Genomic DNA, 17,668 nt, shown 5'->3' with positions numbered 1-17,668 from the left:
AAGGACAGCGCACATGACACCGAACGCAACCCTTATCTGCCCGCACAGCCCCGTCACTCCCGGCATGACCGCCGTGGTTGTGGGAGCCGCCGGTTCCGGCATGGCAGCGGCGGAACTGCTGCATGCACTGGGTGCGCGGGTGCGCGTGGTGGACAGTGACGGCGCAAAGATTGCTGACAGGGCGCGCGAAACCATGGCGCGGCTGGGCTGTGAAACCGTTTTTGGCGAGCATACGGCAGAGCAGTTTGCAGGAGCCGAACTGGTGGTGCCCAGCCCGGGCGTGCCGGTGAAGAAGATTGCGCCGCTGCTGCCGGAAGGCGCGCTGGTGATGGCAGAGACCGAACTTGCATGGCTGTGCGTGCGGCAGATTCCCGTGCTGGCGGTGACCGGAACTAACGGTAAGTCCACCACGGTGAGCCTGTGCGCCCGTATGCTGGAGCAGGCGGGAAAGAAGGTGTTTCTGGGGGGCAACTTCGGCACGCCCCTCAGCCGTTTTGTGCTGGATGGCGGCAAGGCGGATGTGCTGGTGCTGGAGGTTTCCAGTTTTCAGCTACAGACCTGCACGGCCTTTCATCCCAAGGTGGGCGTGCTGACGAACATTACCGTGGACCATCTGGATTATCACAGCGACATGCAGGAATACACGGACGCCAAGATGCGCCTCTTTGCCCGGCAGACGGCGGAGGATACGGCCATTTTCGGGCCCGGACTCGATGCGTTGCCGCAGGAGTACGGCGTGCGCGCGACCGTGCGGCGTTTTGACGCCCCTGAAGGCACGGCTCCGCTTTTTCCGCAAAGCAGGCTCATGGGAAGGCATAACCGCCAGAACGTGGAAGCCGCCTATATGGCCTGTGCCATTTTTGGCGTGACACAGGAAGAAGCCGCCCGTGCCGTGCGCGATTTCCGCGCCGCCGAGCACACGCTGGAACCTGTGGGTGAGGCGGGCGGTGTGCTCTTTGTCAACGATTCCAAGGCGACCACCGTGGATTCCGTGCGGGTGGCACTGGAGGCGTTTGACACGCCTGTGCTGCTGCTTGCCGGAGGAAAATACAAGGGCGGCGATCTGGCATCGCTGCGCGGACTGCTGCAAGGCAGGGTAAGGGCCGTGGGGTTGTACGGCGGCAGCCGCGAGATATTTGAACAGGCATGGGCCGGGGCTGCGGAACTTTCGTACGACACCACCATGCAGGCGGCGGCAGCGGGGCTGATGCGCAAGGCACAGCCCGGAGATGTGCTGCTGCTGGCACCGGCCACGTCCAGCTTTGACCAGTATGCCAACTACAAAGAACGCGGTGAGGACTTCCGGCGCATCTACGCGCAGTTCAAGGCGGCGGAGGGGGCGGAACAATGAGTACCACCCGCAGAACCGCTCTTCAGACAGACTGGATACTGCTGGCTGCCGCACTGTGCCTTGTGGCTTTCGGGCTGACCATGGTGCTGAGCGCCAGCGGGATTATGGCGGAGAAGTTTTATTCGGATAAATACTTCTTCTTCAAACGCCAGATATTGTTTGCCATGGTGGGCGGCGGGCTTATGGCCGTATGCGCATCGCTGCCGCGCAAGGTGCTGTATCAGTTGCAGTATCCGGTACTTTTCGGAGCGTTGTTGCTGGTTATTCTCACCCTTACGCCGCTGGGCGTGAATATTAACGGCGCGCGCCGCTGGATTGCGCTGGGCCCGTTTACGGTGCAGCCCATGGAGTTTGTGAAGATCGCGCTGGTGCTGTATCTGGCCTACTTCCTCAGTACCAAGCAGGAGCTGGTGAAAACCTTCTCCAAGGGCGTCATTCCTCCCTTCTTCGTGACGGGGCTGATATGCCTGCTGCTGCTTATGCAGCCGGACTTCGGGGCGGCGGCCGTGCTTTCCATGCTGCTGTTCTTCATGTGCCTTGTGGGCGGTACGCGGCTTATCTACCTCATCGTCTCCGCGCTGCTGGCGGGGGGGGCTGGCTGGCTGCTCATTGTGCAGTCGCCTTACCGTTCGCGTCGGTTGCTTGCTTTTCTGGACCCGTTCAAAGATGCGCAGGACACGGGGTATCAGCTTGTGCAGTCGCTCTATGCCATGGGGTCCGGCGGCATTGCCGGACAGGGGCTGGGCGCAGGCAAGCAGAAGCTCTTTTTCCTGCCTGAGGCGCATAACGACTTCATCATGGCGGTAGTGGGCGAGGAGATGGGTTTTGTGGGCGTTTCGCTCTTTTTCATCATCATGGGTGTGATGCTGTGGCGCGGATTTGTCATTGCCTACCGGCAGGATGACCTGCGTGACAGGCTTACCTCCTTCGGGCTGACGCTGGTGCTCACGCTGGGAGCGGTGTTCAATCTGGCCGTGGTTATGGGAGCGGCACCGCCCAAGGGGGTTGCCATGCCCTTTATGAGTTACGGCGGCAGCAGCCTGCTCTCTTCGTTCCTGTGCGTGGGACTTCTGCTCAATTTTTCCAGAACGGCTGAAGGGAGCCCGGCACTATGAAACGCGTTGTACTCACCACCGGCGGAACAGGCGGGCATATTTTCCCCGCGCTGGCTGTTGCGGAAGAACTGCGCAAACGGTTTCCCGGCGTGGAGTTTCTGTTCATAGGGGGCGCGTACGGGCCGGAGCGCGATATCGTGACGCGCGCAGGCATTCCCTTTGAGGCCTTGCCCGTGCGCGGCGTGCTGGGACGGGGCTTCCGCGCCGTGGGAGCGCTGGCGGGGCTTGGGGTTTCCACCTTGCGGGCCATGCGCATTCTGGGGCGGTTCCGGCCCGATGCCGTAATCGGGTTTGGCGGATATGCGGCCTTTGCTGCCTGCATGGCGGGCAAGCTGCGCGAAATGCCGGTTGCCGTGCACGAGCAGAACAGTGTTCCCGGCCTTGCCAACAAGCTGCTCGGTAAGGTGGCGGACAGGGTGTTCATCTCCATGCCTGACCCGGACGAACATTTTTTGCCGCGCAAGACCGTGCTGACCGGCAACCCCGTGCGGGCGGAAATCCGCACCCTGCGGAATATGCCGCCGGTGCCTGCCGGAGAACGGCGCCTGCTGGTGCTGGGCGGAAGCCTTGGTGCGCGGGCGGTGAATGCAGCGGTTATCGATATGCTGCCGATGCTGCAGGACGCCGGAGTGCGGGTGCATCACCAGACCGGCACGGCAGACTTTGAGCGTGTGCAGACGGCGTATGCGCAGGCAGGCATGCAGGACTGCACTGTGGAACCGTTCATCACCAATATGGCCGCCGCCTATGCGCGGGCCAATCTGGTGCTGGGACGTGCCGGGGCGACCACGCTTGCGGAACTGACGGTGGCGGGGAAACCGGCCGTGTTTGTGCCTTTTCCCTTTGCCACGCACGACCATCAGCTGCACAACGCGCGTTTTCTGGAGCGGCACGGGGCGGCAATGGTGGTGGAGGAGCGCAGCTTGGCCGATGCCGGGCATGCCGGACTGGCTGAAAAGGTAACGGGGCTGCTGGCAGACCCGGAACGGTTGAACGCAATGGCTGTGGCTTCGCGCAGACTGGGGTGGCCGGAGGCGGCTGCCAATGTGGCGAGCGGGCTTATGGACATAGTGCACAAGGCTCCACTTACCTCGCTGGTGGAAGAGTAAACAGGCAGGTTGCGGGAATGATCAAGATTCGCAGAGTTCATATGGTGGGCATAGGCGGTTCCGGCATGAGCGGCATTGCGGAAGTACTGCTGAACCTTGGGTATGAGGTGGCAGGCTCCGATCTTTCCGATGGCCCGGTGGTGCGCCGGCTCAAGAATCTGGGGGCCGAGATTTTCATAGGCCACGGTTCGCAGAATGTTACGGATGCGCAGGTGCTGGTGCGGTCTTCCGCCGTGAAGGATGACAACCCGGAAGTGGTTGCCGCGCGGGCCAAGAGTATTCCCATCATTCCCCGTGCGGAGATGCTGGCCGAACTGATGCGCCTGCGCACGGGCATAGCCATAGCGGGAACCCACGGCAAGACCACCACCACTTCACTTACCGCAGCCATCTTTGATGCCGCCCAGACCGACCCCACAGTGATCATCGGCGGCAGGTTGAACGCCTACGGGGCCAATGCGCGGCTGGGTGAGGGCAAATTTCTTATTGCCGAGGCGGACGAGTCTGACGGTTCGTTCCTGTGCCTTCTGCCCATCATGACCGTGGTGACCAACGTGGACCGCGACCACATGGACTTTTACGCGGACCAGCAGGAGATAGACGACTCCTTTACGCAGTTCATGAACAGCGTGCCCTTTTACGGCACCAATGTGGTGTGCGGGGATGACCCCGGTGTGCGCCGCCTGCTGCCCAAGGTGAAACGGCCGGTGATTACCTACGGGTTTGGCAAGGAGAACGATATCCGCGCAGAAGTTATCGCCTGCGCCGAGGTGAGCCATTTCCGCATTATTGTGCGCGGCAAAGACATAGGCGAAGTGCGCCTCTCACAGCCGGGCAGGCACAATATTCTGAATGCGCTCGGCGCGGTGGGGGTTTCGCTGGAGGCGGGCATAGAACCAGCAGCCTGCCTTGAAGGACTTTCCGGGTTCACGGGCGTGGGACGCCGGTTTGAACGGAAGGGCGAGCGCAACGGCGTGCTTGTGGTGGACGACTACGGGCATCATCCCGCAGAGGTGGCTGCAACCATAGCCACGGCACGGCAGTGCTATCCTTCGCGGCGTCTGGTGGTGGCGTTTCAGCCGCACCGCTTCAGCCGAACTCAGGCGCTGTTTGGCGAGTTCTGCAAGTCTTTTGAAGGCGTGGACAAGCTTTTGCTCACGGAAATTTATCCGGCATCGGAGGCTCCCATTCCCGGCGTGAGCGGGCAGAGCCTTGCGCAGGGCATACGGCAGGTATCGAATACGGATGTGCTGTATTGTCAGGATTTTGCGGCTGTGTCGCAGGCATTGCCCGATGTGCTTCAGCCCGGCGACCTGTTTATTACTCTGGGCGCAGGCAATATCTGGACAGTGGGCCAGAAATATCTGGACGGCGAATAGGAAGGCGGACGTATGGCACTGGTTATTCTGAACGGTCCCAGCCTGAAGGCACGTACCACGTTGCGGCTTGGCGGTAACGCCATGGCGGAGGTGGTGGTGCGTGATGTGCGCGACTGCGAGGAATTGCCGGCGACGCTGGAACGGCTTGGCGGAAGGCCGCTGATACTTGGCTATGGCAGCAATATTCTTGCGGATGACGCGCCGCTGCCGCTGGTGGTGGTAACGCCAGCCATAGGTGAAGCTCCCCGTGTGGTGGGAGAGGATGCTGAAGGCGTGCTGGTGCGGGTGGGAGCGGGATTCCGGCTGCCCAGGCTGCTCGGGTGGCTGTGCGCCAGAGGGTTATCCGGCATGGAAGGACTGGCGGGCATTCCCGGCACCGTAGGCGGGGCTGTTGCCATGAATGCTGGATCGTACGGCTGTGAAACTGGCGCGCTGGTCACGCGGGTGACGGTTTTTGATCCGGTGCACGGCGTGCGGACACTGCGGCGCGATGCGTTGCACTTTGCGTACAGGCATTTTTCTGTTGCGGATGCCGGAGAACGTGCGGGCTGGACAGTGGTTGCGGATGCTGTTTTTCGTCTAGAACGCAGTTCGCGCGATGTTATTCACAAGACGATGCAGGAAAATTACGCAAAGAAGAAGGCAACGCAGCCTGTAACAGCATACAGTGCAGGCTGCGTGTTCAAAAATCCTGCGCATAATGTGAGTGCGGGAAAGCTTTTAGACAGTTCCGGATTCAAAGGGAAAAAAAGAGGCGGTATGGCATTTTCTGAAATGCATGCCAATTTTTTAATAAATACAGGTGAAGGCACAAGCGTGCAAGCAAAGGAACTTTTATCAGAAGCTCAGGAAAAAGTAAAGAAAGAATACGGATATGCGCTTGAATTAGAAGTAAGAATAGTACCATGAAGCTGAGCAAAGCAAACAAAAAAAAACGGATGCCCACAGTGGCTTCTCCAAACACGTATCGCGGAGTACGAACCCGCTCGATACGGAAAATAAAAGTTCCGAATTTTCTACCATGTATGCTTGCTCTGTTTACAACCTTCGTTTTTGTTGTTATGATCAGCATCGCATTGCTCTATCTGTATCGGTATGTCACCATCAGCGAATTTTTTGCCCTGAGAGAGATACAGGTTGCCGGAAATGTCCGGCTGGGGAGCGGTGAAATTTTGAAAATGGCCGGTCTGCGGACCGGAATGAACAATCTGGCGGTGCGCATGGGGGACGTGGAAGCACGGTTGCTGCGTGATCCGTGGATTGCCGGGGTTTCCCTGAAGCGGGAGCTGCCTGACAAGTTTTTTGTGGAAGTGCGTGAGCGTGTTCCCCGGTACTGGGTGAGACAGGGCGACAAGGTTGCCTACGCGGATGCGCAGGGGCGCGTGATCAGCGAAGTGGAGCCGGGCAAATTTACCTCGCTGCCTTTTCTGATGGTGGACCCGGGAATGGAAGAGTGGGTGCGGCAGTTGCCCGACATGGTGGGGGTGTTGGAGACTGCAAGTCTGCCGCTGGATGTGAACAACGCCGCATGGGTGAGATTGAGCAGAAGCCGGGGGGTGGAGCTGTATCTGGAGAATGCGGACATGATTCTGAATCTTGCCGTGGCTGAATGGGATGTGAACCTTGCCCGACTGGCGGCGGTTCTTGAAGACCTGAAGCGGCGGGGCGAGATAAGAAGGGTGCGCGAGGTTACGGTGGCTGGGTCCAATGTGTGGATCAGAGAAGACAGGCCCGTATCCGCAGGCAATTAAGATTGATTACGTGGAGGAATGAAGCATGGCCAAATCCGAACTCATTGTGGGGCTTGATGTCGGCACCACGAAAATCTGCGCCGTGGTGGGGGAGGCAACCGCCGAAGGTGTGGATATTGTCGGCATTGGCACTGCACCTTCCACCGGCCTGCGCAAGGGCGTGGTCGTCAATATTGAGCAGACGGTCCAGTCCATCAAGAAGGCACTGGAAGAGGCCGAGCTTATGGCGGGTTGCGAGATCCGCTCTGTGTATGCGGGCATCGCGGGCAGCCACATTAAGGGTTTCAACAGTCACGGCGTTATTGCCGTGAAGGGCGGCGAGGTGGCTCCCAAGGACGTGGAACGCGTGCTGGATGCCGCCAAGGCCGTAGCCATTCCGCTGGACCGCGAGGTCATCCACATTCTGCCGCAGGAATACATTGTGGACGACCAGCGCGGCATTGCCGACCCGTTGGGTATGGCGGGTGTCCGGCTTGAGGTGAAGGTGCATATCGTGACCGGAGCGGTGACGAGCGCGCAGAATATTGTGCGCTCCTGCCACCGCAGCGGGCTGGATGTTTCGGATATCGTGCTGGAGGCGCTGGCATCCGCCAAGGCGGTGCTCACCGAAGAGGAGCGCGAGATAGGCGTGGCTCTTGTGGACCTTGGCGGCGGCACCACAGACATTGCCGTGTTTGCCAATGATTCTATCAAGCATACGGGCGTGCTGGCGCTTGGCGGGCAGAACCTGACCAACGACATCGCCTTCGGCCTGCGCACTCCCATGGCCAGCGCGGAAAAGATAAAGACCAAATTTGGCTGCGCCATGGCAGACCTTGTGCGTGGCGATGAGGTTATTGAAGTTTCCAGCGTGGGCGACCGCGAACCGCGCAGGCTTTCGCGGCAGGTGCTGGCAGAGATCTGCGAGCCGCGCATGGAAGAGATACTTTCCCTTGTTGATCAGGAACTTGTGCGCTCCGGGTACAAGAACCTTATCGGTGCCGGTGTGGTGCTCACGGGTGGCACGGCCCTTATAGACGGCTGCCAGGAGCTTGGTGAACAAATCTTCAACCTGCCCACGCGGATTGGCTATCCGCGCAATGTGGGCGGCCTGAAGGATGTGGTAAACAGCCCCAAATTCGCCACCGCGGTTGGTCTCCTGCGGTACGGCGCGGAAAAGGAGGGGCTGGAACTGAAGTTCCGCATCCGTGACGGCAACGTTTTCAACCGGGTCCTGTCCCGGATGAAAAAGTGGTTCTCGGACGTTTCTTAGGCGTGGTCCGGGAACCTGAACTGGTTGGTCTACACAGTATGTATTTTTTGAGTATGCATTTCGGCAAAAGGAGAGGCGAAAATGGAATTTATGGAAATTGAAAACGACAGCATGGCAAAAATTAAAGTCATCGGTGTCGGCGGCGGCGGGGGCAACGCGGTTAACAACATGATCAGCTCAGTGCTGCGCGGGGTTACGTTTATTGTGGCCAACACCGATGTGCAGGCCCTGAACAACTCGCAGGCGGAGTACAAGATTCAGCTCGGCGACAAGCTGACCAAGGGCCTCGGCGCGGGCGCTAACCCGGCAGTGGGGCGCGACGCGGCACTGGAGTCCATTGATCAGATACGCGCCGCTATAGGCGAAGCCGACATGGTGTTTGTTACCGCAGGTATGGGCGGCGGCACCGGCACAGGCGCGGCTCCCGTTATCGCGCAGGTTGCCAAGGAAATGGGCGCGCTGACCGTGGGCGTTGTGACCAAGCCGTTCTTCTTTGAGGGCAAAAAGCGCCTTATGGCGGCGGAAGAAGGCATTGAGGCCTTCCGCCAGCATGTGGACTCGCTCATCACCATTCCCAACGACAGGCTTCTTTCCCTTGCGGCGAAGAAGGCCACCTTTGTGGAAATGCTGAAGAAGGCTGACGAAATTCTGTATTTTGCCGTGAAGGGTATTTCTGACCTGATCATGGTGCCCGGCCTCATTAACCTGGACTTTGCGGACGTGAAGGCCGTGATGGGTGAATCCGGTCTTGCCATGATGGGCGCAGGCAGCGCCAGCGGCGAATCGCGCGCACGCGAAGCCGCCATCAAGGCGATTACCAGTCCGCTGCTGGAGGATGTGTCCATCGACGGCGCACGCGGCGTGCTCATGAACATTACCTGCTCTTCCGACCTGACCATCGAAGAGGTTTCCGAGGCCGCAGGTGCCATTCAGGAGGCTGCCCATGAAGATGCCCGCATCTTCTTCGGCACCGTGTTTGACGACAGCATCGGGGACGAGATGCGCATTACCGTCATTGCCACCGGCATTGACGCCGTGGGAGCGGAAACCCTTGGCAATGGTGGCAAGAATGTGATGTCTTCCGGCGGGGGCGGCAAGGTTTCGCCCATGCGCGGTTCGGCACCTGCTCCCAAGGCGGCTCCCGCACCCCGTGCGCAGCAGGCGCAGCCTGTCTCTGCTCCGGCTCCGCAGCGCAGAGAGACCATAGTGCGTCCGGCACCGGCACGGGGGCTTGGCACCTTCAGTGAAGAAGACAGGAACATTCCCGCCTACCTGCGCAAGCAGGGGCAGGTGGCGCAGACGGCGCATCAGGCCGCCAGCGCGCATCAGCCCGGCGAGGATGACTTTGTGTTCGACGAAGACGAGTTCGAGATACCCTCGTTCATCCGCAAGCAAGCTGACTAGTCCTCAGGCACGAGGTTTCGTTTTCCGTTCCGTGTGAACGGAAAAGAAGGATTCGTGAGCCTGTGAGGTCGTGATTTTGAGCGTTTGGAGTATTGCATAACGGCAGGGAGCTTGCCTGTCGTATCGCAAAACCGTGCAGGCAGCATTGCGAACGCCGAAACGGATTTGGTTTGAACGTCACTTCGGACGCTGTGGACGGCTGCCCTGTTATTCAGCAGCCCGCTCAGCAGTGTATTTGTCCGGCACTCTCCTGCAATGGCGACAATATCCGCTATGGCCGCAGGGGAACGGAAAGCCGGAGGGGGTCGCGCCCGCCCACGGCGGTGCAGCGGCGTATGATGACATATCAGGTAGACCCTGTGAACAGGCCCGGAAATTACGCCTCTCCTGACCTGCTCACAGTCCTTTAAAAGGCCGCTCCACAGGGGGGCGGCCTTTTTCAGTGCTTTTTAGGGAAGTGTAAGGGCAACGGAACAGGCCGTATCCAGATCCAGAATTCCTGTTGCAACACGCTCCAGAAACATGCGGTCATGCTCAACCAGAATCATGCTCGGCCTGTAGTGCAGAATCAGATTTTCAATCTGCATGCGGGAAAGCACGTCCACATAGTTCAGGGGTTCGTCCCAGACGTACAGGTGCGCTTCTTCACAGAGGCTTGCGGCAAGAAGGACTTTTTTCTTCTGTCCGGCACTGTAGCCGCCCATGTCTGTCTCGAAGTGCCTGCGTTCGAATCCGAGCCGATGCAGAACAGCCCGGAGCAGGCTTTCTTCAATGCCACGTTCCTGAGAAAGTTGCTTCAGGCTACCCTTCAGAAACGAGGTGTTCTGCGGAACATAGGAAACGCGGAGTCCTTTGGGCAGATGCAGCACGCCGCTACCGGGGGAACCTTTTCCTGTGAGCAGAGACAGGAGCGTGGTTTTGCCGCTGCCGTTACTGCCGCAAAGGGCCAGCCTGTCTCCACTCATGACACTGAAGGATATGTTTCGCAGCACGGAGGTGTTCCCATACCCTGCGCAGAGTTCCCTGCATTCGACTAGCCGTTTGCTGTGGAAGGTAAGCGGACGCATGGCAAGGGGGGCATCGTGTTCCAGATTGTGCAGGAGTTCTGCTTTATCCTGGGCAGCCTTTGTGTGTCTGGATTCAACCGATTTGGCCCGCTGCATCATCTTGGCAGCCTTGTGGCCTATGAAACCGCGATCCAGAAACCGGTCTACGTGTCCGGAGGTATATTTCCCTTTCTCTGCCCTGTGCGACCATTCCGTGCTCCGTCTGGCGCTTTGCTCCAGGCGGGCAATCTCCTTTTCCAGTCTTTGGTTTTCCGCAAATTCCTGCCGGTCCCGTCTTTGGCGGTTATCCTGCCATGAACTGAAGTTACCGCGGTGCAACTCAATATCGGTTCGGTTGATGGACAGAACATGGTCTGTGCAGCTGTCGAGCAGGGCGCGGTCGTGGGAGACGAGGATGAATCCTTTCTTAGCCTTCAGGTAGGTGGCAACCGTGGCGCGGGCCTTGCTATCCAGATGATTGGTCGGTTCATCGATGAGCGGGAAGCTGTGCTCATTCAGAAACAGTATGGCGAGCAGCAGCTTGGTGGCTTCGCCTCCGCTGAGGGTGGCGTATGGTCGACTGAGAGTTTCAGGAGCAAGAGCAAGCAGTGAAGCTTCTCGCTCAAGACGCCAGTCTTCCGGGCCGGCGCATATGGCGCGGGCAATCTCCTTCCCTGTCATTGCCGGGTCGGGCATCGCGAAGGGAAAATACTGCATGGCAACCGGAGTGTGTATGGACCCCCGGAACGGGTAGGTCCCGCACAGAAGCTTGAGGAAGGTGGTCTTGCCCCGTCCGTTGCGCCCTATGAGGCCCAGTTTCCAGTTGGTATCCAGTTGCAGGGAAACATTGTTGAAAATGGTTTGCCCGTTGTCATAGGCGAAGGTGAGGTGTGAAACGTTGATAAGGGCCATACGGTGCCTCCCGAATGTCCTGCACACCGGCGGCGCGGTGAGCGCATGAAAAAAGGACTGCCGGAAGATAGCTTTCCGCAGTCCCTGCATGCACGGCACGATGCCCTTCAAAGAGGGGCAATGGGGGGACAGCCCGGAACCGGAAAAGCGAAATTCCCGCAAGCCGGAGAAGTGCCAAGGCAGAGCCTTGTCTTCATCACGGCGCAAAACACTGTTCAATCAGGTGTTTTAGCGGGAATTTTTCATTCGTCCCTTTCCTGTTGGGGTTGCCGAAACGTATGGACTGGTTGTTTTTTAGGCCGGAAGGGTGCCTGCGTCAAGGGTGCGGCAGCACGGTCAACTGGGCATGCCTTCGCGTTTGACATAGTAGACGGCGCGCCCTTCCGCTACCAGCGTATCGGGCATGGAGGCGGCATAGACGCGGATATGCACGTTGGCTATGCGGTTGCCGAGCATGCGCACGTCTCCTTCTGCCACCATGTCTTCGAACGGGGCAGGGCGCTGGTAATCCACGCGCATGTCTATGGTAGACGTTTTGTCCGCAGGGCCAAAGTGCGTCCACAGGGCTACTGCGCCGCAGATATCCACCAGCACGGCGGTGACGCCCCCGTGGACCACGCCGCGGACCTCGTTGCCCTTGAATTCCTCGCGGAAGGGGAGGCAGACCTTGGCAAAGCCGGGGCGGGCGTCCAGCACCTTCACACCCAGAAAGCGGTGGAAGGCAATATGCTGTTCCACAAACTCAATCAGTTCGGTATGGACGGATGTGTTCATGAAATGGTGTGTAGCCGCAAACAACGCGCGCGTCCAGTGTGCGCAGAGACCGCTGTTGCAACAGGCGAAACCATGCGGAAAGCCCGGCACCGTTGCAGGAACGGATGCCGGGCCATAACGGGCGTATGCCGGAAAAACTGTTACAGGCCCTTCTGCGCCATGAGAGCCACAAGGTCGCCCACGCGGCAGGAATAGCCCCATTCATTGTCATACCATGAGTAGATTTTGGCCATGTTGCCGGACTGCACCATGGTGAAATCCGCCTCCACGATGGAGGAGCGGGGATCACCGATGAAGTCGGAGGATACCAGCGGCTGCTCGGAATAGCCCAGAATGCCCTTGAGGGGGCCTTCCGCTGCTGCCTTGAGCAGGGCGCGCAGGTCTTCGGTGGTGGTTTCCTGCTCCAGTTCGCAGACAAAGTCCACCAGCGAGACGGTGGGGGTGGGCACGCGCACGGAGTAGCCCGAGAATTTGCCCTTCATTTCCGGAATGACCAGCGCAACGGCCTTGGCCGCGCCTGTAGACGTGGGAATCATGTTGCAGGCGGCGGCGCGGGCGCGGCGCAGATCGGAGTGGGGCAGGTCCAGGATGCGCTGGTCGTTGGTGTAGGCGTGGATGGTGGTCATAACGCCTTTCTTTATGCCGTAGCGTTCATGCACCACCTTGACCACGGGGGCAAGGCAGTTTGTGGTGCAGGAGGCGTTGGAAATGATATGGTGCCGTGCGGGGTCGTAGTCGCCATCGTTTACGCCCATGACGATGGTGATATCCTCTTCTTTGGCGGGGGCGGAGATGATGACCTTTTTGGCGCCTGCCTCAATGTGCATGGCAGCCTTGGGACCGGTGCGGAAGATGCCCGTGCACTCCACCACCACATCCACCTTCATGGCTCCCCACGGAATGAGCTTGGGATCGCGCTCCGCGAAGTTTTTGACGGTGAAATCATTTCCCACATGGATGGTATCGCCTTCTACCGTGACCTTTGGCTCAAAGGCACCGTAGCTGGTGTCGTGTGCCAGAAGATGTGCGTTGGTGGCGATATCGAACAGGTCGTTTATGGCGACCACCTCTATGGTGTCGCGGTGGTATTTCCAGATGGACTTGAGGACCTGACGTCCTATGCGGCCGAAGCCGTTTATGCCTACCCGAATTTTGCTCATGGTATCCTCCGGTCGCGCGTTCTGCGCGGGGTGATGCTGTGTTGGGAAGAACGGGATGTGGGATGTGCCTGGGAGGCGCATCAGTCTTCGAAGACCTGATAGACGTATGCGTCCGCCAGCTCCCTTGTGCGCTTGAGGGCATGGTACATGCGCGCGTTTTCCAGCGCGATGCCGCACAGGTTGGCGATGCAGCTTACGAATTCCAGTTCGTCTTCTGTAAAGCGGCGGTTTTCTGCGGAATAGACGCGCAGTACGCCGATGACCTTGTTGCCCCTGCCGATAAGGGGGACGACCACGAGCGAGATGATACCCTCTTCGGATGCCTGCTGCGGGTACTGAAAGCGGGAGTCGGTGCGTACGTCTTCTATGTAGATGGGGTTGCCCTGCAGCACTTCCTGATCGATTTTGCTTTTGGAGACCTCTACAGGTCCCTTCTGCGCGTAGCGGTCACTCAGGCCGAAGTACGCGTCCGGCTTGAGGATGGTGCCTGTTCTGTCCAGCAGGCGGATAAAGCAGCCCTTGGCACTCATGGCCTTGGCCACCTGCTCCACGATCTGCCCGAGAACCTCTTTGGGTTCCAGCGATGCGTTGACGACTTTGGCGATCTTGTAAATGGTCTTGTAAAGTGCTTGCGATTCCATGCTGTGCTACCTGCCTTTGAGGGTTTGCGGGAAACGCCGCCCTGCCCGCCGAACGCCGGGCGCGCTGTACGCATGATACTGATTGTTTGAGTTACCATAGTTGCGGAATGAGGAACAGCACCAAAGTGCGCAGGCCCAAGAATTTTCGCGGTTGACGGGAAAACATGAAGGCCCCGCCTGAAAGAGGCGGGGCCTTGAATGCGTGGGGCAGGTTGCGGAACTGACAGGCTAAATAGCCATGATCTCGGCTTCTTTGGCCGCGCCGCGCTCGTCCGATTTAGCCACATAGGCATCGGTGAGTTTCTGCACTTCATCCTGACCGTTGCGGGATTCGTCCTCGGTAATATCCTTGGATTTTTCCAGCTTTTTTATCTGCTCGTTGGCATCGCGGCGCACGTTGCGCACCGCCACCTTGGCTTCTTCCACGTATTTCTTGGCCATCTTCACCAGTTCCTTGCGGCGTTCCTCGGTGAGCATGGGGATATTAATGCGGATAAGGCGGCCGTCGTTCATGGGATTGAGGCCGAGGTTGGAATTGATGATGGCCTTTTCCACGGATCCGAAAGCGCTTTTGTCCCACGGCTGAATGGTGATGCTGCGGCTGTCCGGGATGGCTACCGAGGCCAACTGCTTAATGGGCGTGGGGGTGCCGTGGTAGTCCACAAGAATATTGTCCACAAGAGATGTGTGCGCGCGTCCGGTGCGCAGCTTACCGAACTCCCGTTCAAGAGCGGTGATGGCCTTTTCCATTCTTTCTTCGGCTTCGAGCAGAATCTCATCCATGGGGGTTATTCTCCTTGTACGATGGTGCCGACATTCTCACCCAGCATCATGCGCTTTATGTCACCCGTATACATGTTGCAGACAAGAATGGGAACGTTGTTTTCCATGCACAGCGTTATGGCGGTGCTATCCATGACGCCGAGCTTCTTTTGCAGCACATCAATGAATGTGAGCTGTTTGAACATGACCGCATCTGCATGCTTGACGGGGTCTTTATCGTATACGCCGTTCACCTTGGTGGCTTTGACAATGGCGTCGCACTTCAGTTCCATGCCACGCAGTGCCGCTGCCGTATCCGTGGTGAAATAGGGGTTGCCCGTTCCCGCTGCGCAGATGACGATACGGCCTTTTTCCAGATGGCGTTCGGCGCGGCGGCGGATATACGGCTCGCAGACTTCCTGCATGGTGATGGCGGAAAGCACACGGGTGGGATGGCCCAGCTTTTCCAGCTGGTCCTGCACGGCAAGAGCGTTCAGTACCGTGGCCAGCATGCCCATGTAGTCCGCCGTGGACCTGTCCATGCCCTTGGCGGAGGAGCTTAATCCGCGGAAGATGTTGCCGCCGCCGATGACAAGGGCCACTTCTATGCCCATGTCTGCCACTTCGGCGATTTCGCGGCATATCTTCGCCACTGTTACAGGGTCTATACCGAATTTCTCTTCTCCAGCCAAGGCCTCGCCGCTGAGTTTAAGCAGCACGCGATGGAATCGCTTTTCGCTCATGTCCGAACCTCTGGTTTTGTCGTTGCTCTGAATGCTCAAAAAATATGGCGGTCTTGCCGCCACGTGTACATTATTGATGGTCGTAGGGTTTGCCCCACGAGCCTTCTTCCACCCGCACGTATTTGAGAAAGGCGTAAAAGGCCCCGTGGGCCGCGTTTATAAAACCCGCGCGCCCGTCCAGCACGCCGCGCTGGAAAAAATAGAGTTTGGCAAAGCGCACGGCACCGTGGCCTATGCCCCGCAGCACACCGCCTTTTCTGCCTTTGCGGCGCAGGTCATCCGCCCCCTGCTGGGCGTAAGAATTGATCTTGTCTAGATGCTGGGCAAAGCTTTCGTACGGGTAGTGCAGGATGTCTGCCGCAAGGGTTTGCGTGGTGCCTGCGGGATGGAAGGAATAGTGCGCGCCGCTTACCTGCACCTGCATGAGCGCGGGACGGAAGACACGGAGCAGGGCGTCCGGATACCAGCCGGAATGCTGCATGAAGCGGTCAAAATACCAGTTGCGCCTGTGCACATAGTATCCGGCCAGGGGGGGCTGCGTTCCCTGTCTGGCCTGGGATGCGGCTGCATCCTGTCCGGCAGGGGATGCAACTGTCTCCTGTTCAGCAAAAGCGGTCAGGATGCGCTCCCGCAGGGCCGGGGTGCATATTTCATCCTGATCAAGGCTTACCACCCATTCCGTATCTATTTGGGAAAAGGCGAACTGAAACTGCGGACCTGGCCCTTCCCACGCACGTTGGAGCACGGTTGCGCCTGCTGCCGTGGCAATGGCGACCGTGTCGTCTGTGGAAAAGGAATCGACCACCAGCACCTTGTCGCAGAAGGACAGGGAAGCGAGACATTTTTCCAGCAGGCGACCACCGTTGTAGGTGAGCACCAGTCCCGTCACCGAGGGTTTCATGCCGTGGCTCCGGTGCGCGCCGCAGGGCATGCGCCGCAGATTTCGCGAACGGCTTCGATAACATCGTCCACGTCCCGTTCGCTCAGTTTGGCGGAGAGGGGCAGGCTTATGGTTTCGCGGCCATAGGCGGTGGCGTGAGGCGTTTCTTCCGGGCGCCAGCCGAAACGCTTCTGGTAGTACGGGTGTTCGGGAATGGCCAGATAGTGCACGCCCACGCCTATGTTGCGGGCGCGCAGGGCTTCCAGCATCTGGTCACGCTCCACGCCGCAGCACTCGCGGTTAACGCGGATGGTGTACAGATGGTAGGCATGCACGGTGTTTTCTTCCACCGGCGCGGGAAGGCCGATGCCCAGATCCGCAAAAGCCTGCATGTACCGCTGCCAGATGGCGGCACGGTGGTTCCAGTAGCGGTCTATACGGGGCAGCTGGTGCAGGCCGAGCGCGGCCTGAATATCCATCATGTTGTATTTGAAGCCGTGGTCCACCACCTGATAGTGCTTGTAGCCTGCGTCTGAGAACCGGGCCCATGCGTCTGCGCTCATGCCGTGCAGGGCCATGATCTTGCAGCGGTCCATGGCGGCCTTGTCGCTGGAGATGAGCATGCCGCCTTCTCCGGTGACGATGTTCTTGGTGGCGTAAAAGCTGAAGCAGCCTATGTGGCCTATGGTGCCTGCCGTGCGTCCCTTGTATTCCGTTTCTATGGCGTGGGCGCAGTCTTCTATGACCGTGAGGCCGTGGCGTGCGGCAAGGTCCATGATGGGGTCCATGTCGCAGCTGCGTCCCGCATAGTGCACGACCATGATGGCGCGGGTGCGGGGCGTTATTCTGGCCTCTATGGCGGCGGGGTCTATGTTCAGGGTATGCGGGTTCACATCTGCCAGCACCGGCGTGCCGCCCGCATGGATGATGGAGTTCACCGAGGCGCAGAAAGTCATGGCCGTGGTGATGACCTCGTCACCGGGAGCAAACTCCAGCGTGAGGCAGGCAAGGTGCAGCGCGGCGGTGCAGGAGTTTACGGCAGCAGCGTATGGCACTCCCTTATACGCGGCAAAATCTTTTTCGAACTGGTGCACCTTGGGGCCGGTGCCTATCCATGCCTTGTTCAGGCTGTCTACCACTTCGTCAATTTCTGCCTGCTCTATCAGGGGCTGTCCGAAGACCAGAAAGGCGTCACGCATTATTGGCTCCGCTGTCTGCGTGTGTGTGCGCCGCCGGGGGCGCGGGTGCCGGGGGGCGCATGGTCGGTGTTGCGATTGTGTGCGCCGTTTGGGGCCGAAAGTCAAGGCTGCAATGGGCTGCTATGGGGGCCTGCCGTGTCGGGCGCAGGGCATGGTATCCAAAAAAAGGGGGTCTTGCGACCCCCCTTGT

Annotated in this window: 16 protein-coding genes; 8 read left to right on the top strand and 8 right to left on the bottom strand. The window is 59.1% G+C overall.

Translation table 11 applies throughout. From position 1 onward, the window contains the following. Window positions 1-13 precede the first annotated feature (13 nt). The 8 genes from murD (at window position 14) to ftsZ (ending at window position 9,361) form a co-directional block, all read left to right on the top strand. Complete coding sequence (gene murD, locus HUV26_RS06645) at window positions 14-1,351, top strand: UDP-N-acetylmuramoyl-L-alanine--D-glutamate ligase (RefSeq protein WP_174409341.1); 1,338 nt, start codon at window positions 14-16, stop codon at window positions 1,349-1,351. Further along, window positions 1,348-2,466, top strand: coding sequence for a putative lipid II flippase FtsW (ftsW, locus tag HUV26_RS06640; protein ID WP_174409340.1), 1,119 nt, complete (start codon window positions 1,348-1,350; stop codon window positions 2,464-2,466). The genes murD and ftsW overlap by 4 nt, the downstream gene beginning before the upstream one ends. Then, window positions 2,463-3,575 (top strand): undecaprenyldiphospho-muramoylpentapeptide beta-N-acetylglucosaminyltransferase, encoded by a 1,113-nt coding sequence (gene murG / locus HUV26_RS06635; RefSeq protein WP_174409339.1) that lies wholly within the window; start codon window positions 2,463-2,465, stop codon window positions 3,573-3,575. The genes ftsW and murG overlap by 4 nt, the downstream gene beginning before the upstream one ends. Window positions 3,576-3,592: 17 nt before the next feature. Continuing rightward, window positions 3,593-4,954: a UDP-N-acetylmuramate--L-alanine ligase gene (gene murC, locus HUV26_RS06630; protein WP_174409338.1), complete on the top strand. Its 1,362-nt coding sequence runs from the start codon at window positions 3,593-3,595 to the stop codon at window positions 4,952-4,954. A 12-nt stretch (window positions 4,955-4,966) separates the two neighbouring features. Next, window positions 4,967-5,863 (top strand): UDP-N-acetylmuramate dehydrogenase, encoded by an 897-nt coding sequence (murB, locus tag HUV26_RS06625; protein WP_174409337.1) that lies wholly within the window; start codon window positions 4,967-4,969, stop codon window positions 5,861-5,863. A gap of 152 nt (window positions 5,864-6,015) precedes the next feature. Then, entirely contained in the window at window positions 6,016-6,705 is a 690-nt protein-coding gene (locus tag HUV26_RS06620; RefSeq protein WP_174409336.1) for a cell division protein FtsQ/DivIB, read from the top strand. Between the two features lie 25 nt (window positions 6,706-6,730). Beyond that, a complete protein-coding gene (gene ftsA, locus HUV26_RS06615) occupies window positions 6,731-7,957 on the top strand; it encodes a cell division protein FtsA (protein WP_174409335.1) in 1,227 nt (408 codons plus the stop codon). A gap of 81 nt (window positions 7,958-8,038) precedes the next feature. Beyond that, window positions 8,039-9,361 carry a cell division protein FtsZ gene (gene ftsZ, locus HUV26_RS06610; RefSeq protein WP_174409334.1) on the top strand — a complete coding sequence of 441 codons (1,323 nt, stop codon included), beginning with the start codon at window positions 8,039-8,041 and terminating at the stop codon, window positions 9,359-9,361. Window positions 9,362-9,810: 449 nt separating this feature from the next. On the opposite strand, the gene abc-f is transcribed toward ftsZ, so the two are convergent. The 8 genes from abc-f to HUV26_RS06570 form a co-directional block, all read right to left on the bottom strand. Continuing rightward, complete coding sequence (gene abc-f, locus HUV26_RS06605) at window positions 9,811-11,319, bottom strand: ribosomal protection-like ABC-F family protein (protein WP_174409333.1); 1,509 nt, start codon at window positions 11,317-11,319, stop codon at window positions 9,811-9,813. A gap of 336 nt (window positions 11,320-11,655) precedes the next feature. Next, complete coding sequence (locus tag HUV26_RS06600; RefSeq protein WP_174409332.1) at window positions 11,656-12,093, bottom strand: PaaI family thioesterase; 438 nt, start codon at window positions 12,091-12,093, stop codon at window positions 11,656-11,658. Between the two features lie 140 nt (window positions 12,094-12,233). After that, window positions 12,234-13,253, bottom strand: coding sequence for a type I glyceraldehyde-3-phosphate dehydrogenase (gene gap, locus HUV26_RS06595; protein WP_174409331.1), 1,020 nt, complete (start codon window positions 13,251-13,253; stop codon window positions 12,234-12,236). Between the two features lie 80 nt (window positions 13,254-13,333). Next, window positions 13,334-13,894 (bottom strand): GAF domain-containing protein, encoded by a 561-nt coding sequence (locus HUV26_RS06590; protein WP_174409330.1) that lies wholly within the window; start codon window positions 13,892-13,894, stop codon window positions 13,334-13,336. 228 nt (window positions 13,895-14,122) lie between these two features. Then, complete coding sequence (frr, locus tag HUV26_RS06585; protein WP_174409329.1) at window positions 14,123-14,677, bottom strand: ribosome recycling factor; 555 nt, start codon at window positions 14,675-14,677, stop codon at window positions 14,123-14,125. A 5-nt stretch (window positions 14,678-14,682) separates the two neighbouring features. Then, entirely contained in the window at window positions 14,683-15,399 is a 717-nt protein-coding gene (pyrH, locus tag HUV26_RS06580) for a UMP kinase (protein WP_174409328.1), read from the bottom strand. A gap of 70 nt (window positions 15,400-15,469) precedes the next feature. Beyond that, entirely contained in the window at window positions 15,470-16,300 is an 831-nt protein-coding gene (locus HUV26_RS06575; RefSeq protein WP_174409327.1) for a glycosyltransferase family 2 protein, read from the bottom strand. Then, entirely contained in the window at window positions 16,297-17,478 is a 1,182-nt protein-coding gene (locus tag HUV26_RS06570; RefSeq protein ID WP_174409326.1) for a DegT/DnrJ/EryC1/StrS family aminotransferase, read from the bottom strand. Before HUV26_RS06570 ends, HUV26_RS06575 begins: the two co-directional genes overlap by 4 nt. Window positions 17,479-17,668 lie beyond the last annotated feature (190 nt).

It is taken from the genome of Desulfovibrio psychrotolerans (assembly GCF_013340305.1).
GTDB lineage: Bacteria > Desulfobacterota > Desulfovibrionia > Desulfovibrionales > Desulfovibrionaceae > Halodesulfovibrio > Halodesulfovibrio psychrotolerans.
The sequence above is the reverse complement of the archived record's forward strand: the minus strand, read 5'-3'. Positions and strand labels throughout refer to the sequence as shown.